The organism is Kribbella sp. NBC_00662, assembly GCF_041430295.1.
Lineage (GTDB): Bacteria > Actinomycetota > Actinomycetes > Propionibacteriales > Kribbellaceae > Kribbella.
On record NZ_CP109029.1, the window covers coordinates 616,238 to 640,385 of the forward strand.

Here is a 24,148-nt window from a genome sequence, read left to right on the forward strand (position 1 = left end):
GTCAGAAACGCCAGGGTTCGGCGGCCAGCGCCAGGTAGAAGAAGTGGCGGTTGGTGGTCTTGGTGCCGGCATTCTCGTCGAGCAGGGCGGCAGCTTGTTGCTGATCGCCTGTCGCGTACAGCAGGCCCGCCAGGTTGGTGCGAGCGTGGGCGGCGAACCAGCCTGCGCCGGCTGAGTCGGCGGTCACTATCGCCTCACGGAAGGCGCCCTCGGCGGTGGTCCGGTCCGCAGTGCGGCCCAGCTGGACCAAGGCGAAGGACACATAGTGGTTGAGTTGCGTACGCCGTGCCGCCAGTACTGCCTGCTCAGCCTCCACACGCGCCGTCGGCAGATCACCCCGGAGCTCGGCGACCCTGCTGCACAACAGATAGGCCCAACAGCGGAACGGCTCGTACCCGATCGCGGTCGACCGGCTGAGTACTTCGTGACTCGCCCGGTCGAGCTCGTCCACGTCGCCCGAGCGCAGTGCTCGGAGACAGGTGATGAGATCGTTCGCAGCGACGTACCAGTCGTCACCGGCCGCATCCATCACGACTCTCGCCTCGGTGAGAAGCTGTGCGGCGCGCTGATGATCTCCGGCGACCTCCAGCGCCAGTCCGAGCGCCTGCTTCGACCAAGCAGTCGTCCACGGGTCATCTGGCTGCAGTACGACGGCCTGCTCGCCCGCGGCGACTGCTGCGTCCAGATCGAGCTGCTGGCCGGCCAGGTAGCAGATCACGGTCAACGCGCGGGCACGCAGCAAAGGTCGAGAGCCGCGGATCGCAGCCTCGATCCAGTCGCGTCCGACTGCATGGCGGTCGCTGCTCGACCAGAACCACCACAGGGCGCAGGCGATCCGCAGGGTCTCTTCGCTCTCAGGAGCAGTCCGCTGCACGGCCCGGAAGTTGCCGAGCTCCGCCTCTACCCGCAGCTGCCAGGTCCGGTAGTCCTTCGACATCAGTCCGGACTCGGCGTCCTCTGCCAGCGCGACGAAGTACTGGCGATGCGCTCGCTCGGCCTCCGTCAGCAGACCGGTGGCCTGTAGCCGCTCGCGCCCGTACTCGCGAAGAGTTTCGAGCAAGTCGTAGCGCCCGCCCGACGACGGAACCACCAGTGACTTGTCGACGAGCAGGCTGAGTAGATCCAGGGCCCGACCTGGATCGATGCCGCCCACGCGGGCCAGCGCCATCGCGGCTTCGATCGAGCACCCGCCCTCGAAGACCGAGAGCAGATCGAACAAGGTCCGCTCCTGCTCGTCCAGGAGGTCATAGCTCCAGTCGATCGTTGCGCGGAGCGACTGATGCCGCCCCGACGACGCCCGACCTGGCGACACCAGCAATGCGAAGCGGTCGCTGAGCTGAGTGGCTATGTAGTCCACTTGCAGCGCCTTGGTTCTGGCGGCCGCCAGCTCGATGGCGAGTGGGAGCCCGTCGAGATGGCGGCACAGATCCCGCACTGTGTCTGCGTTTGATGCGGTGAGTTCGAAGCGGCCCACGCGCTGGGCTCGTTCCTCGAACAACCGGACGGACTGCGCCTCGGTGAGCGGTGGGACGAGCCAGTGGATCTCCCCCACGATGCCGAGCGGTTCACGGCTGGTCGCCAGTACCTGAAGCCGCGGGCACACCGACAACACCTGTTGAGCCCACTCGGTGATACCCGGCAGTAAGTGCTCACAGTTGTCCAGGACCAACAGCAGCTGACGAGGTCGCAGGTACTCGAGCAGACCGGCCCCGGCCGAAGCCGGTCCCTCATCCGCACGAGCCGACAACCGCCCAGCAGCACCGCCGGCCAGAGCAGACGCAACGGCTTGCGGTACGGCGCTTGCCTCCACGAGCGGCTCCAGCTCGACCATCCACACGCCATCGGCGAATTCGACGCGCAGTGCCGAGGCAACCTCGATCGCGAGCCGCGTCTTGCCGGCACCGGCCGCACCGGTCAATGTCACGAGACGGTGCTCCCCGACGGCCCGCTGTACCTCGGTCAGCTCGGTCTCACGTCCGACGAAGCTCGTCAGCGGAGTCGGAAGACCGCTGTGGTCGGTCAGCGTCGGCGATCCGCCCACGGGCGACCACGTCAGCGCCGGGTCGTGCCGCAGTACCGCTGCCTCCAGGTCACGCAGCTCGGGCCCCGGCTCGATCCCCAGCTCTGCCGCCAGCAGCGACCTGGCCTGCTGGTACGCCGCCAACGCGTCCGCCTGCCGCCCGGACCGGTACAGCGCCAGCACCAGGTGCACCCACAACGTCTCCCGGTACGGATGCTCGCGTACGGACGACTCCAGCTCGGCGACTGCCTCACGGTGATGCCCGAGCCGCAGCTCGGCGTCGATCCGGTCTTCCAGCACACCCAGCCGCAGCTGATCGAGCCGGACCGCGTCCGCGCGTGCCCAGTCCGCGTCGAACTCCTCCAGAGCCGGACCACGCCACAGCCGTTCGGCCCGTCGGAGAACCGTGGCGGCCGCGTGTATGTCTCCCGATCGCAATTCGGCCCGCCCTTCGGCAGCCAGCCGCTCGAACCGTACGGCGTCGACGTCTTCGGGCGAGATGTCGAGCAGGTACGTCGGTCCCTGGCTGGTGATCGTCGTACGGCCGAGAGTCTTGCGCAGCCGCGACACCTGGTGCTGGAGCGTGTTCCGGGTGTCCGAAGCCGCATCGGACCCCCACACCGCTTCGACCAGCGTCTCGACCGGCACCGGCCGGGCCGCATTCAGCGCCAGCAGGACGAGCACCGCACGCTGTTTGGCCCCGGCGACCGCAACGGCGTTCCCGTCGGCGTCGTCGACCTCGATCGGGCCGAGCAGCTTCACCCTCACGCCGATTCACGCTGCTACGGACCAGGGCCGCCGTCAATGGCAGCGGCACGGCAGCGGCATGGCAGTGCGCGACTCCAGGACGCGAGTACGACGGCAGCGCCCCGGCGCACTCTGCGATCGGAAGAGCTCATACGACAAACCCTGGAGGTACAAGATGAGCACCACAACGACGCGCGAGACCAAGCTCGCGCAGATGTTCGGGCTCGACGGCGACAGCTGGATGCGGCACGCCAACCCGGTCAGCGTCTGGACCCGGTTCAGTGTCCTGCCGTTGCTGACGATCTCGATCTGGAGCCGGGACTGGATCGGCTGGTGGTCACTGATCCCGATCGCACTGTCGCTGGTCTTCATGGTCGTCAACCCGGTCCTGTTCCCGGCCCCGCGCTCGACCCGGTACTGGGCGTCCAAAGCGGTCTTCGGCGAGCGCATCTGGGCCGAGCGGAACTCCGTCGAGATCCCGGAGCAGTTCCGGTCCCAGGTCCCGAACGTGACCTACACGTTCCAGCTGGTCGGCATGGCGTTCTGGGTGTACGGACTCCTCGTACTGGACCACATCGGGCTGGTCGCGGTCGTCGCGGGCCTGGTCATCGTGCAGTGCGCGAAGGCCTGGTGCCTGGATCGCATGGTGCTGCTGTTCGAGCAGCTGAAGAGCCTGCGTTCCGACTACGCCGGATGGGAGTACTGATCATGGACTTCCTCTTCGTCCACGGCGCTTGGCACTCCTCCGCACACTGGAACGACATCGTCGGACGGTTGGTGGCCGCGGGGCATCGCGCGTTCGCGATCGACCTGCCGGGCAGCGGGATCAACGCCGCCTACCCGCAGTCCTACCTCCGCAACGACTTCGCCGCCTTTGCGACCGAACCGTCACCGATCGCCAACATCGGCCTCGCGGACTACACGAACGCGGTCGTCGACCAGGTGAAGAAGATGGCGCATGGCAAGGTCACGCTGGTCGGTCACAGCATGGGTGGCCTCACGATCACCCGGGTCGCAGAGGCCGTCCCCGAACTGCTGGAGCGGCTGGTCTACCTGAGTGCGTACGTCCCCGTGCGCCTCGCGTCCGCCAACGACTACAGCCAGCTCCCGGAGAACAAGCCGGGGATGTCGGGCGCCCTCGTCGTAGCCGATCCGGTCGCCACCGGCGCGGTGCGGATCAACCCGCGCAACGGCGACCCGGAGTACGTCGAACAGGGCCGGCTGGCGTTGTACAACGACGTGAGCACCGCGGAGTACCTGAAGTACGCCGTCGCGTTCAACCCGGATCTCCCGGTCCGGGTCGGCGTCGAGGACGCTCGTGGCACCGTCGACCGCTGGGGCAAGGTCCCCCGCACCTACATCCGCACCACCGAGGACCACACCGTCCCACCGGCGCTACAAGACCGGATGATCCTCGAGGCCGACGCCGCGACTCCGCACAACAAGTTCGTCGTCCACACCCTGCCGTCCAGCCACTCCTCGTTCGCCTCGATGCCCGGCCGCCTCGTCAGCACTCTTCTCCACAGGTAGTCAGAGAGGGCACCACCTTCGCGGTGGTGCCCTCTCTACGTGCGCTAGCTGACGCGGTACAGCGAGCCGCCGCCGGAGATGGCGATGGTGGTGGCTTTGCCGGCGACGTTGAGGTTGACGATGAACGTCGTACCGGACTGGCGGACGCTGTAGGTGACCGAGCCGGTGGAGCGGACCGGGACGACGAAGGACAGGATCGACGCGGTCTTGCCGGAGCGGGCCAGCATCAGTGTCGGGGCGGACTTGCGGACGTAGCTGCTCGGATACACCCAGCCCTGGATCGGGTTGGTCTGTGCCTGCTTGAGCAGGATCGCGCCGGCCGGCAGCGCCTGCTTGAACGGGATCTGGAACAGGATCGTCTTCGTCGTGTCACCCGGCGCGGCAGCGATCGCGGTGGTCCGCGAGTACACGCTCGCCCGCTGATCCGACGGAAGATGCCACAGCGTCTGGAACGCCTGCGCGGTCGTCGCCGACGCACGGTCCCACGTGACGAGCAGATCCGGGTCCTTCAGCACCAGGACAGAGCGGACGCGACTGATCCCTCTGCCCGGCGCATCGGTCAGCACATACGACTCGGCATTCGTCTTCACCGACGACGCGGTCAGCCGGGTCGTCGGATTCAGATACGTCGACATCGGCGTGGTCATATCACTGTGCGCAGCAGGACTCACGACCCAGGTGCGATAAGCCCCCGCGTTGTACGCCGCGTACCCGCCGTCGACGACGATGTCCCGCCCACGCGCCGTGTATGTGATGCTCGTGTGGTCGAAGTGCCCGTGGAACGCCCGCGGCGGTCCGAACCTGATGCTGTACGACGATTCGCCCGTGAACCCACGCGCCGCCTCTGTACCCCACCCGGTCCGCCCGAACACGTACCCGGCCGAGTAGATCCCGACCCGCCACGGCGGCACCGTACCCTTCGCGCCGAACGAGCCGGCGTACTCCAGCGGCGTACCCACCCACGGGTACGTCGACTGCACCTCGGTGTCGCCGAGCTGATGGAGCTTGCCGAGCGAATTCGTTGCCAGAGTCAAGAACTTCGCCAGCAACGCGCGCCGCGTCGAGATCGTCGTACCGGGATCGACACCGCAGTTCTGCATGACGGCGATCGCGCGCCCCCAGAGCGAGTAGTTGAACGACGCGTACCCGGTCGACTGTTCGTTGGTCGCACCCTGGGAATCGATCGACGTCGTGATACCGGCCGCGAACCGTTGCTGGGCAAGGTTGCGGTAGTCGGCGCGGCCGAGAGTGCAGCCGACGCCGAACAGCGCGATGCTCTCGTCGGTCCCGTGGTTCCACGCGCCACTCCAGTAGTTCGTCAGGAACCTCGCGTGGCTCAGCAACGCCGTGTCCAGCCAGGCGTAGCGGGTCGGCAGCGTGGTCACCTGCAGCCCGGACAGGATCGCCTGGCGCAGGCAGTTCAGCACGTTCGTCCGGTGCATGGTCGACTCCCAGGCGCCGACGTTCGCCTTCCACGAGTACGGGTTGTCGCGGTACCAGTCGTACGCGATCGTGTTGACCCGCGTCAGCGCGGTCAGGTCGCCCTGGCCGGCCGCGACGATGCCCTGCCCGAGCCAGCGCAGCGAGTGGAACCACATGTACCAGCTGGCGTTCTTGTACGGGTTCGACGCCCAGTTGATGTTGCCGCCGCCGTTGCCGACCTTGTACGCCGCGTACGGTCCCCACTGGAACTTGTCGGCGTACAGGTTCGCCACCGGGTTCGTCTTCTCGATCCCGCTGAACCCCGGGCACGCGTAGAACGGCGCCGCGAGCGTCTGCACCTTGTTCTGCCCGATGTCCGTGGCCGGCGCGGCCGTCGGCGGTACGACGTTGCTTGCCCCCGGCACGAATTGCGCCTCGAGCGGATCGTCGGGCCCCGGGACGATCTGGATCCCCGGCGCGGCCCCCGGCGTACGTGTTTCTCCCGTGGCCGTTCCCGCGCCGAGCACGAGAACAGCGATCCCCGCGGCCAGTCCGGCCGCACCCCTGAATCGCATGAAGTTGTACCTCTCCCCCACCGCCACCGGGTGCCGGTGACGGCCTGCACTGCGGACTGGCGCAGCTGCCCTGCAGATACGCCGTACCGTCGGCCGGCGCGCGAGGTTCCGCGGGGGCGGTCACTTGCCGAGGTTTGGTTGCTCCCCTTCACCTGCTTGATGCAGCCGCAGCGCAGAATGTTGCGGCAGGCATGATGGCGCGGTGTCGATCACCGCATCCCATGAGTTGACCCCAGAGACGAACACCGGCCGGCCAGGACGCGTGATCCTGCTCAACGGCACGTCGAGCTCCGGGAAGTCCAGCATCGCCGAGCAGCTGCTCGCGACCTTGAACGGCGCGTGGTTCCATCTGGCGATCGACCGGTTCCACAGTCTCCGTGCTCGGCGGGAGTGGACCGAGGAGTCGTTCCTGCCGGTCTTCCAGCGGACGGTTCTGGGCTTCCACCGCGCCGTCGCGGGGATGGCGTCGGCGGGCAACGACGTGGTGGTCGACCACATCCTCGGCGAGCGCTGGCGGCTCACGGACTGCCTGACCGTGTTCGACGGCCTCCCGGTCCTGTTCGTCGGCGTCCGCTGCTCCCTGCCCGAGCTCGAGCGGCGCGAACGCGAACGCGGGAACCGGACCGTCGGCCGGGCCGCGGTCCAGTTCCCACTCGTCCACCAACACGGCAGGTACGACGTAGAAGTCGACTCGGAACGCCACACCCCTGCCGAGTGTGCGGCCCTGATCCGCGACCGCCTGGACCAGGCGCCCCCGACGGCCTTCGACGAACTGCGGTCAGCGGGGCTCTGAGTCAGCCCATCGTCTTCTGGCCGTCGAGGGATTCGCGGATGATGTCGGCGTGGCCGGCGTGCTGGGCGGTTTCGGCGGTGATGTGCAGGAAGACCCGACGGACGGTCCAGAAGACGCCCGGCGGCTGCCACGGCGCGGCAGGCAGCTCGTACGACGTGTCGAGGTCGAGCGTGCGCACCAGGTCGTCGGTGGCAGCGGCGACCTTCTCGTACTCCGCGAGCACGTCGGCCAGCGTCTCGCCCTCGACGAGCCGGAACTGGTTCTCCCACGCCGCCATCACCTCGGGCGTGTACTCCGTCGGCGTCGCCTCACCCTTGCCCTGGGCGAACTCGGCCCAGTGCTGCTCGACCGACGCCACGTGCTTGATCAGTCCACCGATCGTCAGCTCGCTGACCGTGCTGCGGGTGCTCGCCTGCTCGTCGGTGAGGCCCTGCGCGGTGTGCCGCAGGAAGTACCGGTGCTTGGCCAGGAAGTCGAGGATGTCTTGCCGCTCACCGCTCTGGTTCGTCGTCATACTCCGACCCTAGAAGCAGAAGCGGACAGATGCTGACCTCCATTCGACGAACTCGAAGAAGAGATCCGCGGCATCCGTCGACCCACCCCTCGAGCACGCCGAGCACCCTCAGCCGCATGCCGGTCAGCGTAACTGCCGACGGTGGCACCGGCGGGTCCTCTCGCGTATCGTGACCCGAGGCTGGCTGGGGGACAACCTTTGTACACAAGGGTTTTTCGAGCTGAGGGGGTCCGAACAATGGGAACGATCACTACCAGCGACGGCACCGAGATCTTCTTCAAGGACTGGGGCGAGGGACAGCCGATCGTCTTCAGTCACGGTTGGCCGTTGTCGGCCGACGACTGGGACAACCAGCTGCTGTTCTTCCTCTCCAAGGGGTACCGCGTCGTCGCCCACGACCGCCGTGGACACGGCCGGTCGACGCAGACCGGCGACGGTCACGACATGGACCACTACGCCGACGACCTGAAGGCGGTCGTCGACCATCTCGACCTGCGCGACTGCATCCACGTCGGCCACTCGACCGGCGGCGGCGAGGTCACGCGCTACCTGGCCCGGCACGGCGAGGACCGGGCCGCCAAGGCCGCGCTGCTGTGCGCGGTCCCACCGCTGATGGTCAAGACCGACGCGAACCCCGAGGGCCTGCCCAAGGAGGTCTTCGACGACCTGCAGAACCAACTCGCCGCGAACCGCTCGCAGTTCTACCGCGCACTTCCGGAAGGGCCGTTCTACGGCTACAACCGGCCCGGCGCGGAGCCGTCCGAGGCGAACATCGCGAACTGGTGGCGCCAGGGCATGATGGGCGGCGCCAAGGCCCATTACGACGGCATCGTCGCGTTCTCCCAGACCGACTTCACCGCGGATCTTCAGCAGATCACGATCCCGGTGCTGGTCGTGCACAGCGAGGACGACCAGATCGTCCCGTACGCCGATGCCGGGCCGAAGTCGGCCGCACTGCTCAAGAACGGGGTCCTGAAGACCTACAAGGACCTCCCGCACGGCCTGCCCACGACGCACCCCGACGTGGTCAACCCCGATCTGCTCGAGTTCTTCCAGTCCTAGTCCGCTACTTCCCGGCATCACAGGCTTCGTCACGCTCCCGCGCGCCCTCCCGGCGACAGTCGCTTGACGAAAGGCTCATCCATGCATCAGCACCGCACGCGAGTGCTCGCCGTACTGGTCGCAGTACTCGCGCTCGTGCTTGCCGCCGTGACGCCCGCGGCGGCGTCCCATCCGAGCGGCCCGAAACCCACCATCGTCCTGGTCCACGGAGCGTGGGCCGACGGATCCAGCTGGCAGAAGGTCACCAACAGACTCCTCGACGACGGCTACACGGTCCGCGTCCCACCGAACCCGCTCCGCAACCTCACCACCGACGCCGCGACGATCCGGGATTTCCTGTCGACACTGTCCGGGCCGATCGTGCTCGTCGGTCACTCGTACGGCGGTGCCGTGATCACCAATGCGGCCACCGGCAACTCCAACGTCAAGGCGCTCGTGTACGTCGACGCGTTCGCGCCGGCCGAGAACGAGACCGTCCTGCCGTTGGCCGGCGCCGGCTCCGCGCTCGCCGTACCCGACCCGACGACGGTGTTCGACTTCGTCCCGTACCCCGGAGCGCCGACAGGTGACGTGGATCTGTACCTCAAGCACGACACGTTCGTGAACTCGTTCGCCTCCGGGCTGTCGCGCAGCGCCGCGGAGAAGCTCTACCCGTCGCAGCGGCCGCTCACCTTCAGCGCCGGCAACGTCCCCTCCGGTCCGCCGGCCTGGGCCACGATCCGGTCCTGGTACGTCCTCGGCACGAAGGACCTGATCATCACCCCGGCGTCGCAGAACATGATGGCGACCCGGGCACACTCCACCATCACCCGCATCCCGACCGGCCACCTCGGACTGATCTCCGACCCCGGCCCGATCACCAAGGTCATCGAAACCGCAGCCCGCGCTTCCCGCTGACCCTGCCTGCCGCAGGTCGCCCGGTTATTCGGGCGACCTGCGCGGTCGGCCCCGGCTAGGCTGCCCGGTCATGGACGGTCTCGAGATCCGGGCCCTGCGGCCCGACGATCCGCCGGTGATCGCGGCGGCGATGGCCGCGCTGGGCTGGGACAAGCCCGAGAGCCAGTACCAGCGGTACGTCGCGGAGCAGGCCGCCGGGACGCGGGACGTGCTGGTGGCGACCGTCGACGGCGCGTACGTCGGTTACGTGACGATCTACTGGGTCCCGCCGTACTTCAAGACCATCCCCGAGATCTCGGACTTCAACGTGCTGCCGTCGTACCGGCGGCGTGGGATCGGCTCGGCGTTGATGGACGCCGCCGAGGCGAAGGTGGCCGAGCGGTCCCCGGTGGTGGGGATCGGCGTCGGGCTGTACGCCGACTACGGCAGCGCGCAACGGATGTATGTGCGCCGTGGATACATCCCGGACGGACGCGGCCTGATCTACGACGGCAGGCAGGTCCCGCCGATGGAGACGATCCGCAATGACGACAGCGCCTGTCTCATGTTCACCAAACAACTGCGGTAGCGTCGGTGACGTGCGTGCGATCGAGTACTCGCGAACAGGTGAACCAGACGTCCTGACCCTCGTGGACCGGTCGATGACCGATCCGGGGCCCGGCGAGGTCCGGGTGCGGATCCACCGGTCGGGCGTCAACCCGACCGACTGGAAGTCGCGCCGCGGCAGCGAGGCCGGTACGCCGGTCGACCCGCCGCAGGTGCCGAACCAGGACGGCTCCGGCGAGGTCGACGCCGTCGGCCAGGGCGTCGACGCCGGGCTCGTCGGCCGCCGCGTCTGGATCTGGGAGGCCGCGTACCAGCGACCGTCCGGCGGCACGGCCCAGGAGTACGCCGTCGTGCCGGTCCGTCATGTGGTGGAGCTGCCGGACGAAGCGTCGTACGACCTCGGTGCGTCTCTCGGCGTACCGTTCCTTACCGCGCATCGCTGCCTGACGGTGACCGAGGACGGCCCCGAACACCTCGGCCCGGGCAAGCTGGCCGGTCGGACCGTGCTCGTTGCCGGTGGCGCCGGGGCGGTCGGCAACGCGGCGATCCAGCTCGCCCGATGGTCCGACGCGACCGTGATCACGACCGTGAGCAGCCCCGAGAAGGCGAACCTGGCCGCGCTCGCGGGCGCCGATCACGTCATCAACTACAAACAGCAGGACGTGATCGAGGAAGTCCGTGAGATCGTGCCGCACGGCGTGAACACGATCGTCGAGGTGTCGCCCGCCGCGAACGCGACGATCGACGCCGCGATCATCGCGATGCACGGCTCGGTGGCGATCTACGCGACCGACGGCGGCAACACGTTCGAGCTACCGGTGCGCCCGTCGATGGTGCCGAATGCCCGCTGGCAGTTCGTTCTGCTCTACAACGCCCCTGAGTCGTGGCGCCCGCGTGCGCTGGGCGACATCGAGGCCGCGGTCCGGGCCGGCGCCGTACGGGTAGGACCCGAGGCCGGGCTCCCGTTGCACCACTACTCCCTCGAGCACGCCGCCGAGGCACACGCCGCCGTCGAGCAGAGCATCGTCGGCAAGGTCCTCATCGACGTACGCTGACCAGGTCCTGTCTGGATTACCAGACAGGACCTAACTGCTGCAGGGCCGCTGCGCAGCGGCAGTCAGGGTTGTCGGTGCAGAGCAGAGCGGCCGGGTCGGCCTGGATCAGTTGGCGCGTTGCCGCGAGTACGGCGTCCTTCGGGATCCGGCGTACGCGTGCCTGCCCGATACGGAGCTCCTTGGTGACGGGACGCAGTACCGGCTCGATGTCGTCGAAGTGGTGGCTCTCGCCGGGGATGTTCGGGAGCTCGATCCAGAGGCCGTCGGCGGTCTTCGCGTAGCGGTAGAAGAGCGAGCGGCCGAGCTGCTGCTCGGCGAGGTGGATCGTGGTGTTGGAGGTGTGGCTGACGCCGAGCAGGAGTACGTCACCGTCCAGCGCCTCGAGCGGGCCGAGCGGCCAATCGAGGCGCTGGGCTTCGAGGAGTCGTTCGGCCGCGGGTCCGAGAGCCTGGTAGGCGAACAGCGGGTGTGAGGTGCGTAGCGGTGAGTGGGTCTGCCGGAACACCTCAGGAACCCGCCCGAGCCAACGGTCGACCTCGAGATCCGGTCCGAAACTGGTTGCCTGCGACAACTTCTCGTCGAACTCCGGCCAGTCCGCCGCATTCCAGTAGGCGTTGTCGGGCCGGACGAGCCCCGGCGGCGCGGGGATCCCGGTCAGATCCCACGTCCCACCCGGCATCACCACGGTCCCGCAAACCTCGGTCAACGCAGCACACACTGCCTCCGCGCCGCCCTCGACGTACCCGAACGAACTCAGCGACGAATGCACGATCACCTCGGACGTGCCATCCAGCCCGAGCTGCCGCAGCCCGTCGACGAGGTCCGCCTTGGTCACAACCATTCCGACAAGCTATCTCGCTTGGAACCGACCGGTCTCCCGATATTCCGCGTACAACCCGAGCACTACCTGGGTAGGCGGATGCAATGGACCAGGCGGCGCCGCGAAGAAGCCTGCGTCGACCACTTCGTCCGGTGCGGGGCGGAGGGTGCCGGTCCATTGGCGGGCTTCGAAGCACAGGGCGAAGCACTGAACGATGTCGCCGTTGGGATAGGTGAGGGTGTGGAGGTCGGCTTCGGAAAGGCTGGCGAACGGGACCAGGTCGTCGGGAGCAACCACCAGGCCGGTCTCCTCGGAGAACTCGCGGGCTGCTGTGGTGCGGAAGCTGTCGCCGGGCTCGGCGCCGCCTGCTGGAAGTTCCCAGAGGCCGGTGTCGCGGCTTTTCTGGAACAGGATGCGGTCTGCTGCGTCCACCGCGAGAACCTGCGCGCCGGGGAGCAGGAGGAGGCGGGAGCCGACGTCGCGGCGGAGCTGGGCGAGGTAGGAGTCCACCAATGAGAGGGTAGGGCCCGTGGATTGGGTGAAGCGGCGTGCCGGGTGGGTGCTGGGGCTGGGACTGCTCGGCGGCCTGGTGTGGACCGCAGTCGTCACGTTGTCCCAACCCGGCTGGTACGACCCGACCAGAGACTGCTCACGCAAACTCGGCCCCGACCCGACCACCGTCCACACCAGCTGGTTCCCGCCCAGAGCCACCTGCCTGTACGGCGAGGAAGCCCGCCAGTACATGTCGACGTCGCGAACCGTCGTCCTCTCGATCCTCGCCGTACTGCTCCTCATCGTCATCGCGACCGGCCTGATCCTGACCGTACGGCGACTGAGCGGCGAGCCCGGACCGGTCCGCCCGGCCGGCGACCTCGACCTCGGCAAACGCCGGATCAAGCACCTGACCTTCGGGGCAGCCGACATCGCCATCGTCTTCGCGCCACTGACCTTCCTCAACGCGGTCGCGATCGTCTTCGGCGGGATCCCCGGCGGCATCCTTTTCATCGTGTCCTCGCTCGTCGGGCTCAGCGCTCTCGGCACAGTCCTCGACCGCCACCTCGGCCCGCTCCCGAGCAGCGCCCTGGACAGCCGCCGACGCGGCACGATCGCCGGTGTCACGACGTACGCCGTCGTCTTCGTCGCCACCGCCGTCTCCGGCGGGCTCCCGTTCCTCCGGCTCTGGTCCGTCCCGCTCGGCGGCCTCGCGTACGCCGTGATCGCCGCGATGCAATGGCGTCGTGCGACGGCTAGCGCCAACCAGGTTCAATATTCTGGTTGAGGTGGAACACGTTCTCGGGGTCGTACTCACACTTCACCCGAGCCAATCGGTCGTAGTTCGCCGCACCGACTCCCGCGATCACCCGATCCTGCCCCTCGTACCCGATGAAGTTCAGATACACCTGCCCGGTTGACCACGGTTCGAGGTCGCCGCACACGTCGCGCACCCACCGGATCGCCTGGGCATCCACACACGGATCCGCCCACGCAGCGAACGGATGCGCCACCCAGTCAGCGTCCCGGTACGCCTGCGGCCAGTCCGCGGCCGACCGTAGTACGGCGCCGCCCCACGGCAGCACGACCTGTTGTGACGGTGACGGCGTCATCATCTCTCGAGCGCGATCACAGAACGCGAGTACGGCGGGATCCGGGAACTCCCGCAGGTGCTCCGCGGAGCAGTAGTTCCGGAACCCGGCCGGGCTGTCGAGCGCGGTCTGCAGGTCGGCGTACGGCAGCTCCGCGATGAACTGTCCCTCGGGCGCGAGCGCGTACATCGGCGCGAACACCTCGCGTGCCTCGTCCACCCCACCGGCGTACGCAGCGACCGCGAGCACAGCCGGCTGCCCCTGCAACCCGTCCGGCACATAACTGGCTCGAGGCGCGGTCAGGAACATCACCCCGCCGCCGAGCTCCTCCGGCGCCACCTCCAGCAGATCGCGATACGCACGCAGGACAGAAGGACCGGCCGCCATCGGCCACACCAGCAACGCCAGCGTTGTCGTCACGACTTGCGTCAGCCGGAACGTCAGCGCGGTCGCCACCCCGAAGTTCCCGCCGCCACCGTGCAGGGCCCAGAACAGCTCGGTGTTCTTGGTTTCGTCCGCGATCAGCAACCGACCGTCCGCGGTGACGAGCTCGACCGAGAGCAGCGCGTCCGACGACAGCCCGAGCTTCCGCTCCAGCCACCCCGAACCACCCCCGAGCGTCACTCCGGCGACCCCGGCCGACGGCACCCGCGCACCGGTCGTCACCAGGCAGTAGCGCTGGCCGGCGCGATCCAGATCCCGCCAGGTCGCGCCGCCGCCGACGCGCGCGACCCGCGAGAACGGATCGATCTGCACGCTGTTCATCCGGCGCAGATCCAGGACCAGACCGCCGTCCGAGACGCCCGCCCCGGTCAGCGCGTGACCACCGGCCCGGACAGCCAGTTCGAACTCGTTCCCGACGCCGTACCGGACCGCCGCCTGGACGTCCGCGGCCGACTCGCACCGCGCGATCATCGCCGGCTTGCGGTCGACCATCGCGTTGAACACTGTCCGGGCCGCGTCGTACTCCGTGTCCCCGGCCTGCAACAGAACGCCACCGAACCCCGTTGGTCTCATCTCGCAGTTCCCCCACTCCCCTCGCTGAGAATGCGCCGAGACCTTTGCCCCGGTCAACATCGGGGATAGGTAGGGTCGGAGGGTGACCAATGCGGCGGTGATCGGTGGTGCGGGCCAGGTCCTGACCGAGGACGAGGTGACGACGTTCGTCGGCGAGGCGCTGGCCGGAGCGGGCCTGGAGGGCCGCAGCGTCTGCGTGATCGTCCCGGACGCGACCCGGAGTTGCCCGCTGCCGTTGCTCCTCGAGGCTGTCACAGAGGCTCTCAAGGGCAGTCAGGTCACGATCTTGGTTGCCCTGGGCACCCATGCGGAGATGACGCCGGAGCAGTTGCGCAAGCACCTCGGCGGCGACTACCCGAACGTGCTCAACCACGAGTGGTGGAAACCGGACACGTTCGCCGACCTCGGCACGATCAGTTCCGAGCGGGTCGGCGAGATCTCCGGCGAGATGCTCCGCGACGAGGTCCCGGTCCGGCTGAACCGCGCCGTCGTCGAGCACGACGTCGCGCTGGTCGTCGGGCCGGTGTTCCCGCACGAGGTGGTCGGCTTCTCCGGCGGCAACAAGTACTTCTTCCCGGGCGTCGCCGGCCAGGAGGTGATCGACTTCTCGCACTGGCTCGGCGCCCTGATCACCAGCGCGAACATCATCGGTACGCCGGGCATCACGCCCGTCCGCGCCCTGATCAACGAGGCCGCGGCGCTGATCCCGGCCGAGAAGCTCGCCCTGTCCGTGGTCGCACAGTCCGGGACCGACGCCCTGCACGCGGTCGCGTTCGGCGACACGGAGTCGTCCTGGCAGGCGGCCGCCGAGATCTCCGCACAGACCCACATCCGCTACCTCGACCATCCGGTCCAGCGGGTCGTGTCGGTGATGCCGCCGAAGTACGCCGACATCTGGACCGCGGCCAAGGGCTTCTACAAGGTCGAGCCGATCGTCGCGGACGGCGGCGAGGTCGTCATCTACGCGCCGCACGTCACCCAACTCGCCGCGATGCACCCGGAGATCGAGGAGATCGGGTACCACTGCCGCGACTACTTCGTCGGCCAGTGGGACCACTTCCGCGACCTGCACTGGGGCGTCCTCGCGCACTCCACCCATCTCCGCGGCGCAGGCACCTGGGACCCGGCCAGCGGCGAGCACCTCCGCGTGCAGGTCACGCTCGCGACCGGCATCCCCGAGGACGTCGTACTCGGGGCCAACCTCGGGTATTTGGACCCCGCGGCGTTCGACCTCGCGGCGTACGAGGCCGACCCGGAGACCTTCGTGGTTCCCAACGCCGGCGAAACGCTGTACCGACTCAAGCCGTAGGCGTACGCCAGGCACTGACCAACCTCGCCGACCGGCCGTCGGCTGCGCCCAGGCACGCCTCAACTGCCGCGCGCGGAGCGGGTTGATCAGTGGCACACGTCCGCCTCGCTCTTCCACCTGGGAGTGACCCGCCGGTAACCTCAGGCGGTATGGCTGAGGTCGTCATCATCGGGTCCGGGTTCGCCGGGTTGTGCATGGGAATCAAGCTGAAGCAGGCCGGCTGTGAGGACTTCGTCATCCTCGAGAAGGCGGACGATCTCGGCGGCACCTGGCGGGACAACACGTATCCCGGCTGCGCCTGCGACATCCCGTCGTACCTCTACTCGTTCTCGTTCGAGCAGAACCCGCGCTGGACGCGGATGTTCGCGCCGTGGGACGAGATCCTCGCCTACCTGCGGTACTGCGCGGACAAATACGGCATCACCGACAAGATCCGGTACGGCGCCGAGGTCACCGAGGCCGTCTTCGACGAGGCGACCGGCCACTGGGCCGTCACGGTCAACGGCGACGAGACGATCGACACCCAGGCGCTCGTCACCGGCGTCGGCAGCCTGCACGAGCCGAAGCTGCCCGACATCCCGGGCCTCGACTCCTTCGCCGGTACGACGTTCCACTCGGCCCAGTGGGATCACTCGGCGGATCTCCGCGGGCGCAACGTCGCCGTGATCGGGACCGGTGCGTCGGCGATCCAGTTCGTACCGCAGATCGCTCCGCAGGTCGCGCAGCTCGATGTCTACCAGCGCACCGCGCCGTGGGTCACCGGCAAGCCGGACCGCGCGATCGGCAGCTGGGAGCGCAAGCTGCACGAGCGGTTCCCGGCCGGGCAGCGGGCGATCCGCAACGCCATCTACTGGGGTCTCGAAGGCCGCGGCGCCGGGTTCGCCGGCAACCCGAAGTTGATGAAAGGCCTTGAAATACAGGCGAAACGGCACCTGCGCAAACAGGTCACCGACCCTGAGCTCCGCGCGAAGCTGACGCCGGACTACCAGATCGGCTGCAAGCGCGTCCTGATCTCGAACGACTACTACCCCGCGCTGACCCGACCGAACGTCGATGTCGTCACCACCCCGATCGCGCGGATCACGCCGACCGGCGTGGTCACCGCCGACGGGACCGAGCGGGCCTGCGACACGATCGTGCACGGCACCGGGTTCGCCGTCTCGGCCAACCTGACCCGGATGCCGATCCTCGGCAAGGACGGCGTCGATCTCGCCGACCACTGGAAGCGCAACGGCATCGGCGCCCACCTCGGCATCACGGTCGCCGGCTACCCGAACCTGTTCCTGCTGGTCGGCCCGAACACGGTCCTCGGCCACTCGTCGATGGTGTTCATGATCGAGGCCCAGGTCCGCTACGTGATGCAGGCCCTGCACCTGCTCCGCCGCCGGAACGCGACGTACGTCGAGGTCCGCGAGGACGCCCAGGAGCAGTTCGTCGACGGGATCCAGGGCGAGCTCGGCGACACCGTCTGGCAGTCCGGCTGCACCAGCTGGTACATGGACGCGTCCGGGCGGAACTCGACCATCTGGCCGGAGTGGACGATGTCGTACTGGCGCCGCACCCGCCGGCTCGATCCGAGCGACTTCGCCGTCGTCCACTAGGGGTGACCCGGACTCCTGAAGTAGGAGTCCGGGGGTGACGACGTACGACCAAGGGATGAAGGAAAGACCGATCCGGAGGCCGATGTCCCAGCAGCCCTGTTGAAGGACTCTTGAGACATGGAAATCCTTCAGATCGCCGGAGCGGCGGTGATCGTGATCGGCATCGTGATCACGGCACTGATCGCCATCATCCCGTCAGTCGTAGACCGCTGACTTCTAGTCGGCGGACAGGTGGACCAGCAGGTCCTGCCGGGTCAGCACGCCCACCGGCTTGCCGTCGTCCAGAACCATCAGGGCGTCCCGATCCTCGAGCAGCTCGACCGCCTTGGTCACCGGTTCCCCGGCGCCCAGGGAGGGCAGCGCCGGGTCCATGTGCACCTCGACCATGTCGGCCAGCCGCGCCTTGCCGGAGTACAACGCGTCCATCAGCGTCCGCTCCGACACCGCGCCGGCTACCTCGGCCGCCATCACCGGCGGCTCGGCACGGACGACGGGCATCTGCGAGACGCCGTACTCACGCAGGATCGCGACCGCCTCGGCGATCGTCTCGTGCGGGTGGGTGTGCACCAGCGGCGGCAGGCTGCCGTCCTTGCCGGCCAGCACGTCGCCGAGCGTCTTGCCCTGGCGGGCGTGCGCGAGGAAGCCGTACTGCGCCAGCCAGTCGTCGTTGAACACCTTGGTCAGGTAGCCGCGGCCGCCGTCGGGCAGCAGCACGACGATGACGGCTTCGGGGTCATCGAGCTCGTGCGCGAGCCGGATGGCGGCCGCGGCCGCCATCCCGGCGGAGCCGCCGACGAGCATGGCCTCTTCGCGGGCGAGCCGGCGGGTGAGCGCGAACGAGTCCGCGTCGGAGACCTCGATGACGCGGTCGCAGATCTCGCGGTCGTACGTCTCCGGCCAGAAGTCCTCACCGACACCCTCGACCAGGTACGGCCGGCCGGTGCCGCCGGAGTACACCGAGCCCTCGGGGTCGGCGCCGATGATCTGGACGCGGCCGCCGGAGACCTCCTTGAGGTACCTGCCGGTGCCGGTGATCGTGCCGCCGGTGCCGACACCCGCGACGAAGTGGGTGATCTTGCCCTCGGTCTGCTCCCAGAGCTCCGGGCCGGTGGTCTCGTAGTGCGAGCGCGGGTTGTTCTGGTTCGCGTACTGGTTCGGCTTCCAGGCGCCCTCGATCTCGCGGACGAGGCGGTCGGAGACGTTGTAGTACGAGTCCGGGTGCTCGGGCGCGACCGCGGTCGGGCAGACCACGACCTCGGCGCCGTACGCCTTGAGCACGTTGCGCTTGTCCTCGCTGACCTTGTCCGGGCAGACGAAGACGCACTTGTAGCCCTTCTGCTGGGCAACCATCGCCAGCCCGACGCCGGTGTTGCCGGACGTCGGCTCGACGATCGTGCCGCCGGGCTTCAGCTCGCCGGAGGCCTCCGCGGCCTCGATCATCCGGACCGCGATCCGGTCCTTCACCGAGCCGCCGGGGTTGAAGTACTCGACCTTCGCGAGCACGAGCGGCTTCGCGCCGTCTGTTGTCTTCGACAACCGCACCAGCGGGGTGTTGCCGACCAGGTCCAGGAGTGATTCTGCGTAGCGCACGATCTTTACTGTAGTGATACCGGCGGCTTTGCCCTATTTTCACTTGCGTCGTCGTAACACCGTGTAATCCTTGACTCATGAGTAGAGCCAGGGCAGCCAAGAAGCTGGCCCAGGCCGCAGCCTTCGGGGGCGGGGGACTAGGACTCATCGGTGCAACGTTCTACGGCGTACTGACCGCTGAGGCCGAGTACGCGAAGCGCGTGATCGGACCGACGAGGTACTACCCCACTCCGGGCGACGGTCTGTACGGCCGGTATCCAGGACATCCGATCACCTTCGCGATGATCGGCGACTCGAGCGCGGCCGGTTACGGCACCGAGTCGCCCGACGAGACCCCCGGAGTGATGCTCGCCTCCGGTCTGGCCGAGCTGGCCAAACGCCCGGTGCGACTGGTCGACGTGTCGAAGACCGGCGCGAAGTCCAGCGACCTGGCCGGCCAGGTCGACGCCGCGCTGCAGGCCGGGCCGCATATCGCGGTCATCCTGATCGGCGTCAACGACGTGAAGGCGAAGATGCCGCCGTCGACCTCGGTCCGCCTGCTCTCCACCGCCGTCCGCCGGTTGCGCGCCGCGAACTGTGAGGTGGTGGTGGGTACCTGCCCCGACCTGGGCGTGGTCCGGACGATCATGCCGCCGCTGCGGCAGGTCGCCCGGTCCTGGAGCCACCGGCTGGCCGCCGCTCAGACCATCGCAGTGGTCGAAGCAGGCGGCCGTACCGTGTCTCTCGGCTCGCTGCTCGGCGAGGTGTTCCGCACCAACCCCGCGATGTGGGGCCGGGACAATTTCCACCCGTCGGCCACGGGGTACGCCGCCGCGTCCGCCGCACTGCTGCCGTCGGTGGCGGCTGCGATGGGCGTCGGGCCGGAGTCGTTCGTGCATCCGGAACCGTTCCGCGGCGAGGCGATCCTGCCGATCGCGGAGGCCGCCGTACAGGCTGCCCGGAAGGCGGGCACCGAGGTGGCTGCCACCGAGGTCGCCGGCCGCGAGCGCGGTCCGCGCGGTCGCTGGGCGGAGCTGCGGCACCGCCGCCGGCACCCGAAGGCCGACGTCGACCGGGTCGACGAGAACTCGAAGGAACAAGCCGAAACAGTCCCCGTCGGTCAATAGTCCCCCTCTCCACCACCCCTGTCATCAGAGCTGCTCCGATGCTGGGGGTGGGGTGTTTTGAGTTGGGGTTGTGCGTCCGCTGAGCGACACCTTTCATGTCGGGAGTCTTGCCTCCGGGCGGCCGTGTGGTGCACAGTCGATAACTACGCGGTACCCCGATGACGGGAGGCGAAGATGGGCTTGAACCACTCCGAGGAGACACACCAGCGTTTGGTGGAGGCCGTGCCCAGATGCACCGGACGCCAGATGGCCGAGTGGTTCCAGCTGATGAACGACGGACCGTCGTTCCTGCGCTTCGACGACAGAGTGCGGTGGCTCTCCAGCGAGTACGAACTCGCGCACGGGCACGCGACCGCCATCGTTCACGAGTTCGACCTGGTCAAAGCGCACCGGCGAATGGGCTGAACCGCAAAGGAGACAACGAGAAGACCTGCCCTTTCAGGTGGAGGGGCAGGTCTTTCACGTTTCCGGGGTCAGCGGAGTGCTTCGAGGGCCTTCGCCAGCGGCTCGAGAACGGCCGGGGTGTGCGGCGGCGGCAGGTACACGATGGCCAGGTCCAGCCCGACCGCACCGAGAGCCTCGGCTTCCGCGGCCACCTTGCTGTAATCGCCGTCAGGCCCGAGCCGGACGTGTGACGACAGCGTGATCTCGCTCGGATCGCGGCCGACGTCCGCGCAGTGTGCGTAGAGCACGTCGCGCTTGCGGGCGAACTCCTCCGGCGTACCACCGACGAAGTTCCAGTGCTGGGCGTACTTCGCCGTCGTCCGCAGGGTCCGCTTCTCGCCGCTGCCACCGATGCAGATCGGCGGATGCGGCTTCTGCACGCCCTTCGGCTCGCACCGGGCGTCGGCGAGCTGGTAGTGCTCACCCTGGAACGTGGTGGTCTCCTGCGTGAGCAGGCCGACGAGCACCTCACAGGCCTCTTCGAAGCGGTCGCTGCGCTCCTTCAACGATCCGAGCCGCATGCCGTAGGCACCCGACTCCTCTTCGTTCCAGCCGGCGCCGATGCCGATCTCCAGCCGACCGCCGGAGACGATGTCGAGTGTCGCGGCCATGTTCGCGAGCAGCGCGGGGTGGCGGTAGTGGATGCCGCTGACCAGCGTGCCGATCCGGAGCCGCTTGGTCGCCTGCGCGAGAGCGGTCAGCGTCACCCAGCCTTCCAGGCACGGACCGCTCGAATCGGAGTGGATGGGATAGAAGTGATCGAAGGTCCAGCCGGACTCGAATAGTTCGATCTCGTCTGCGGCCTGCCAGACGGCGAGCATGTCGGCCCATTCGGTGTTCTGGGGCGAGGTCTTGATCGCGAATCGCATGACCCTCATCGTATGTCGATCTCGTTACCCTCCGGGTCGCTGATGAGACACCGCTGCGGGGTCTGATCGAGCACCCGCCCGCCCGCGGACAGGGCCGTCTCGATACGCGCCTGGACCTGGTCGTCCGGTACGACGAGCTCGAAGTGGATGCGGTTGCGCTGCTTCGTCCGCTCGTCGTTCGCGTCCAGCTGCTGGAAGAACAGGACGGGGTTCAGCCGGCGCGGATCGTAGATGTCGGACACCTGCTCCCGCGGGTCCGGCTGGTAGCCGAGCAGTGACCGCCAGAACGCACTCAGCACGTCGGCGTCGACCGCATCGATGCCGAACTGGACGAAGCGCAGCGGCCGCGCGTCCGGTGTGAGTCCCAGGTCGTGCGCCGCGTCCTCGATGCGCCGGGCCAGCTCGACGAAGGCCGCGCCGCCGTTCGGCAGATCGTCCTCCCACTGGTCCTTGCTGCCATCGATCATCACCCCGGCCGGTCGTACGTCGATCTGCAGCGGGGTGCTCGCGTCATCGGCCAGTTGCGCGACGACGGAGACCAGTTGGCTCGACTGTGTGAGCGAGGTCGTCGGGTAGAAGACCATCGCGGCGAAGTTCGCCCACCAGTCGGTGACATCCGGCGACAGTTCGTCCCCTGGGACCAGGTCGACCTCGTTTCCCTCGGGGTCGGCGAGCGCGACGCCCCAGGCGCCGTACGGCTCCTGGCCGATCGTGGACCGGACCGCGTGTACTGCGTCGGACGGCCGGACCACATCGACGTGGATGCGGTTGCGGAGGGGGCGGGGATCGGTCAGGCCTCGGACCTCGACCGCCGGGTCGCGGTCGAGCGGGTCCTGGAGGCCGGTGGGCGACTCCTGGTAGGCGAACGCCGTACGCCAGAAGGCGGTCACCGCGGGCGGGTCGGCTGCCTCGAAGGCGAGGCGGACCTGCTGCAGCACGCTCGGGTCAGCGGTCAGGCCCAGTTCTCCGGCCGCCTTCGAGATGTCTCGGGCGGACTCCTCGGTGTCGGTCCGCAGGCGCAGACCGTTCGCCCGGAGGTCGACCTCGGTGCCGGGGGCGAGGCGCTCGACCAGTGCGGCGCCGGCGGCGTGCGAGGGAGCGTCGTACCACGTGGTCAGGGTGCCGTTCAGGTGCCGCCATTCGGTGGTCATGGGGACCACAGTAGGGCCGGAACCGGACGGACTGCGTCCGGAAATGCCAGGAGGGCCGGTCCACCTGAACCGGCCCTCCTGAAGAACATTTACGCGTGTCGTGCTGATGAGGTTCAGTCGCCGCCGCGGAGGATCGCAAGGATGCGCAGGATGTTCCAGTACAGCCAGACCAGGGTGACGGTCAGGCCGAACGCCGCGCGCCAGGCTTCGTTCTGCGGGGCGCCGTGCCGGACGCCCTGCTCGATCATGTCGAAGTCGAGGATCAGGTTGAACACCGCGAGACCGGCGCCGAGCGCCGCGAACAGCAGGCCCATCGGGCCGAAGCCGTTGATCCCGGTCTGCACACCGAACAGGCTGAGCAGCAGGTTGATCACCAGCACACCGGCGAAGCCCATCGTGCCGATGATGACCATCCGGGTGAACTTCGGCGTCACCTTGATCGCGAAGTACTTGTACGTCGCCAGGGTCAGACCGGCCGTCACCATCGTGGCCAGCACGGCCTGCACGATGATGCCGGAGTCACCGACCCAGTTGGCGATGAACTTGGAGCCGATCCCGAGGAACACACCCTCGGCCGCGGCGTACACCATCAGCAGCACCGGGTTGACCCGGCGGGAGAACGACAGCACCATCGCGATCGCGAACGCGACCAGAGCGCCGGCCAGGAACGTCGGGCCGACCACGGTGTCCGGGATCGTCTTCCAGGCGATCGCCGCGACCACGGCCACGACGCCCAGGGTGGCGGCGGTGCGGACGATCACGTCGTCCATCGTCATGGGGCGGCTCGCGGCCGGAGCACCTTGGTACTGCTGCGGCGGCGTACCCGGCCCGCCGTAGCCGTACTGGCTCGGCTGACCGTACGGAGCGGCCCCCGGATAGGCCTGGCCCTGGCCAGGCGCAAACGCACTCGACCGGTTCAGCACCGGGTTACTGCTCTGCATCATTTCCTCCTGATGACCCACTTCCGGGGCCGTATCGAAATACTACGGCCCCATCCTGAACAACATCTGAGAATCCCCGGCTGTTCCGCAACCGAAATCCCTTGAAAACAACCGGTTGCGGAATCCAATCGCTTCGCTATCGAATTACTGTTCGCGGCCGTCGTAATCGGCGCGCGAGGCGTGGATCTGGTGCGCGTGGGCGACGGACCATTCGGCGATCGCGGTGGTCAGCCGACCGGCTTCGACCCCCAGCGGAGTGAGCGCGTACTCGACCCGGACCGGGACCGCCGGATAAAGCGTACGGGTCAGCAGACCGTCCCGCTCCAGGGTGCGCAGCGTCTGGGTCAGCATCTTCTGGGTGACGCCGTCGAGGAGCCGGCGGAGCTCGTTGAACCGCAGCGGGCGCTCGAAGCGACGCAGCGCGCCGAGGACGTACAAGGCCCATTTGTTCGCCAGTACGTCGATGACGGTCCGCGACGGGCAGTCACGCCCGTAGGTCTTGACCCAGTCGTCGAACGCCGTTGCGGTATCCATGAGGTACCTAGATACCAAACAA

The 24,148-nt window shown here is 68.1% G+C and carries 23 protein-coding genes; 12 read left to right on the forward strand and 11 right to left on the reverse strand.

Annotation, left to right across the window (positions count from 1 at the left end):
* Position 1: 1 nt before the first annotated feature.
* Entirely contained in the window at positions 2–2,788 is a 2,787-nt protein-coding gene (locus tag OHA10_RS03090; RefSeq protein ID WP_371404645.1) for a BTAD domain-containing putative transcriptional regulator, read from the reverse strand.
* A gap of 154 nt (positions 2,789–2,942) precedes the next feature.
* Here OHA10_RS03090 and OHA10_RS03095 point away from each other — a divergent pair, with 154 nt between their 5' ends.
* Both OHA10_RS03095 and OHA10_RS03100 read left to right on the forward strand, forming a co-directional pair.
* A complete protein-coding gene (locus OHA10_RS03095) occupies positions 2,943–3,473 on the forward strand; it encodes a DUF6653 family protein (RefSeq protein ID WP_371404646.1) in 531 nt (176 codons plus the stop codon).
* Positions 3,461–4,297 (forward strand): alpha/beta fold hydrolase, encoded by an 837-nt coding sequence (locus OHA10_RS03100; RefSeq protein WP_371404647.1) that lies wholly within the window; start codon positions 3,461–3,463, stop codon positions 4,295–4,297. The genes OHA10_RS03095 and OHA10_RS03100 overlap by 13 nt, the downstream gene beginning before the upstream one ends.
* A 44-nt stretch (positions 4,298–4,341) precedes the next feature.
* On the opposite strand, the gene OHA10_RS03105 is transcribed toward OHA10_RS03100, so the two are convergent.
* A complete protein-coding gene (locus OHA10_RS03105; RefSeq protein WP_371404648.1) occupies positions 4,342–6,294 on the reverse strand; it encodes a heparinase II/III family protein in 1,953 nt (650 codons plus the stop codon).
* 202 nt (positions 6,295–6,496) lie between these two features.
* On the opposite strand from OHA10_RS03105, the gene OHA10_RS03110 reads away from it, so the two are divergent.
* Positions 6,497–7,087: a chloramphenicol phosphotransferase CPT family protein gene (locus OHA10_RS03110; protein WP_371404650.1), complete on the forward strand. Its 591-nt coding sequence runs from the start codon at positions 6,497–6,499 to the stop codon at positions 7,085–7,087.
* A gap of 1 nt (position 7,088) precedes the next feature.
* Here OHA10_RS03110 and OHA10_RS03115 read toward each other — a convergent pair whose 3' ends face one another.
* Positions 7,089–7,601, reverse strand: coding sequence for a DinB family protein (locus OHA10_RS03115; protein ID WP_371404651.1), 513 nt, complete (start codon positions 7,599–7,601; stop codon positions 7,089–7,091).
* Between the two features lie 237 nt (positions 7,602–7,838).
* Here OHA10_RS03115 and OHA10_RS03120 point away from each other — a divergent pair, with 237 nt between their 5' ends.
* From OHA10_RS03120 to OHA10_RS03135, 4 genes are all read left to right on the forward strand, one after another.
* A complete protein-coding gene (locus OHA10_RS03120; protein WP_371404652.1) occupies positions 7,839–8,663 on the forward strand; it encodes an alpha/beta fold hydrolase in 825 nt (274 codons plus the stop codon).
* Positions 8,664–8,744: 81 nt separating this feature from the next.
* Positions 8,745–9,560: an alpha/beta fold hydrolase gene (locus tag OHA10_RS03125; protein WP_371404653.1), complete on the forward strand. Its 816-nt coding sequence runs from the start codon at positions 8,745–8,747 to the stop codon at positions 9,558–9,560.
* Between the two features lie 70 nt (positions 9,561–9,630).
* Positions 9,631–10,128 (forward strand): GNAT family N-acetyltransferase, encoded by a 498-nt coding sequence (locus OHA10_RS03130; RefSeq protein WP_371404654.1) that lies wholly within the window; start codon positions 9,631–9,633, stop codon positions 10,126–10,128.
* A 10-nt stretch (positions 10,129–10,138) separates the two neighbouring features.
* Entirely contained in the window at positions 10,139–11,161 is a 1,023-nt protein-coding gene (locus tag OHA10_RS03135) for an NADPH:quinone reductase (protein ID WP_371404655.1), read from the forward strand.
* Positions 11,162–11,177: 16 nt separating this feature from the next.
* Here the strand turns inward: OHA10_RS03135 and OHA10_RS03140 are convergent, their stop codons facing one another.
* Together OHA10_RS03140 and OHA10_RS03145 are read right to left on the reverse strand one after the other, a co-directional pair.
* Positions 11,178–12,002: an AAC(3) family N-acetyltransferase gene (locus tag OHA10_RS03140; protein ID WP_371404656.1), complete on the reverse strand. Its 825-nt coding sequence runs from the start codon at positions 12,000–12,002 to the stop codon at positions 11,178–11,180.
* Between the two features lie 9 nt (positions 12,003–12,011).
* Positions 12,012–12,491 (reverse strand): NUDIX domain-containing protein, encoded by a 480-nt coding sequence (locus OHA10_RS03145; RefSeq protein ID WP_371404657.1) that lies wholly within the window; start codon positions 12,489–12,491, stop codon positions 12,012–12,014.
* Between the two features lie 19 nt (positions 12,492–12,510).
* Here OHA10_RS03145 and OHA10_RS03150 point away from each other — a divergent pair, with 19 nt between their 5' ends.
* On the forward strand, positions 12,511–13,260 hold the full coding sequence (locus OHA10_RS03150) for a hypothetical protein (protein ID WP_371404658.1): 750 nt from the start codon (positions 12,511–12,513) through the stop codon (positions 13,258–13,260).
* On the opposite strand, the gene OHA10_RS03155 is transcribed toward OHA10_RS03150, so the two are convergent.
* Positions 13,229–14,581 carry an FAD-binding oxidoreductase gene (locus tag OHA10_RS03155; RefSeq protein ID WP_371404659.1) on the reverse strand — a complete coding sequence of 451 codons (1,353 nt, stop codon included), beginning with the start codon at positions 14,579–14,581 and terminating at the stop codon, positions 13,229–13,231. The two genes, OHA10_RS03150 and OHA10_RS03155, sit on opposite strands and share 32 nt — an antisense overlap.
* 82 nt (positions 14,582–14,663) lie before the next feature.
* On the opposite strand from OHA10_RS03155, the gene OHA10_RS03160 reads away from it, so the two are divergent.
* Entirely contained in the window at positions 14,664–15,890 is a 1,227-nt protein-coding gene (locus OHA10_RS03160) for a lactate racemase domain-containing protein (protein ID WP_371404660.1), read from the forward strand.
* 149 nt (positions 15,891–16,039) lie between these two features.
* Positions 16,040–17,491 (forward strand): flavin-containing monooxygenase, encoded by a 1,452-nt coding sequence (locus tag OHA10_RS03165; RefSeq protein ID WP_371404661.1) that lies wholly within the window; start codon positions 16,040–16,042, stop codon positions 17,489–17,491.
* A 216-nt stretch (positions 17,492–17,707) separates the two neighbouring features.
* Here the strand turns inward: OHA10_RS03165 and OHA10_RS03170 are convergent, their stop codons facing one another.
* Positions 17,708–19,081 (reverse strand): cystathionine beta-synthase, encoded by a 1,374-nt coding sequence (locus tag OHA10_RS03170; RefSeq protein WP_134108165.1) that lies wholly within the window; start codon positions 19,079–19,081, stop codon positions 17,708–17,710.
* A gap of 77 nt (positions 19,082–19,158) precedes the next feature.
* Between OHA10_RS03170 and OHA10_RS03175 the strand changes: the two genes are divergently transcribed.
* Together OHA10_RS03175 and OHA10_RS03180 are read left to right on the forward strand one after the other, a co-directional pair.
* On the forward strand, positions 19,159–20,187 hold the full coding sequence (locus tag OHA10_RS03175; protein WP_371404662.1) for an SGNH/GDSL hydrolase family protein: 1,029 nt from the start codon (positions 19,159–19,161) through the stop codon (positions 20,185–20,187).
* Positions 20,188–20,361: 174 nt separating this feature from the next.
* Positions 20,362–20,592: a DUF4287 domain-containing protein gene (locus tag OHA10_RS03180; protein ID WP_137258477.1), complete on the forward strand. Its 231-nt coding sequence runs from the start codon at positions 20,362–20,364 to the stop codon at positions 20,590–20,592.
* A 68-nt stretch (positions 20,593–20,660) separates the two neighbouring features.
* On the opposite strand, the gene OHA10_RS03185 is transcribed toward OHA10_RS03180, so the two are convergent.
* The 4 genes from OHA10_RS03185 to OHA10_RS03200 form a co-directional block, all read right to left on the reverse strand.
* Positions 20,661–21,500, reverse strand: a complete 840-nt coding sequence (locus OHA10_RS03185) for an LLM class F420-dependent oxidoreductase (protein WP_371404663.1) — start codon at positions 21,498–21,500, stop codon at positions 20,661–20,663.
* A 5-nt stretch (positions 21,501–21,505) separates the two neighbouring features.
* The gene (locus OHA10_RS03190) at positions 21,506–22,651 is read right to left on the reverse strand and encodes a VOC family protein (RefSeq protein WP_371404665.1); all 1,146 of its coding nucleotides are present in this window, start codon (positions 22,649–22,651) and stop codon (positions 21,506–21,508) included.
* A gap of 113 nt (positions 22,652–22,764) precedes the next feature.
* Positions 22,765–23,595 (reverse strand): Bax inhibitor-1/YccA family protein, encoded by an 831-nt coding sequence (locus OHA10_RS03195; protein WP_371404666.1) that lies wholly within the window; start codon positions 23,593–23,595, stop codon positions 22,765–22,767.
* 141 nt (positions 23,596–23,736) lie between these two features.
* A complete protein-coding gene (locus OHA10_RS03200) occupies positions 23,737–24,126 on the reverse strand; it encodes a winged helix-turn-helix transcriptional regulator (RefSeq protein ID WP_371404667.1) in 390 nt (129 codons plus the stop codon).
* Positions 24,127–24,148 lie beyond the last annotated feature (22 nt).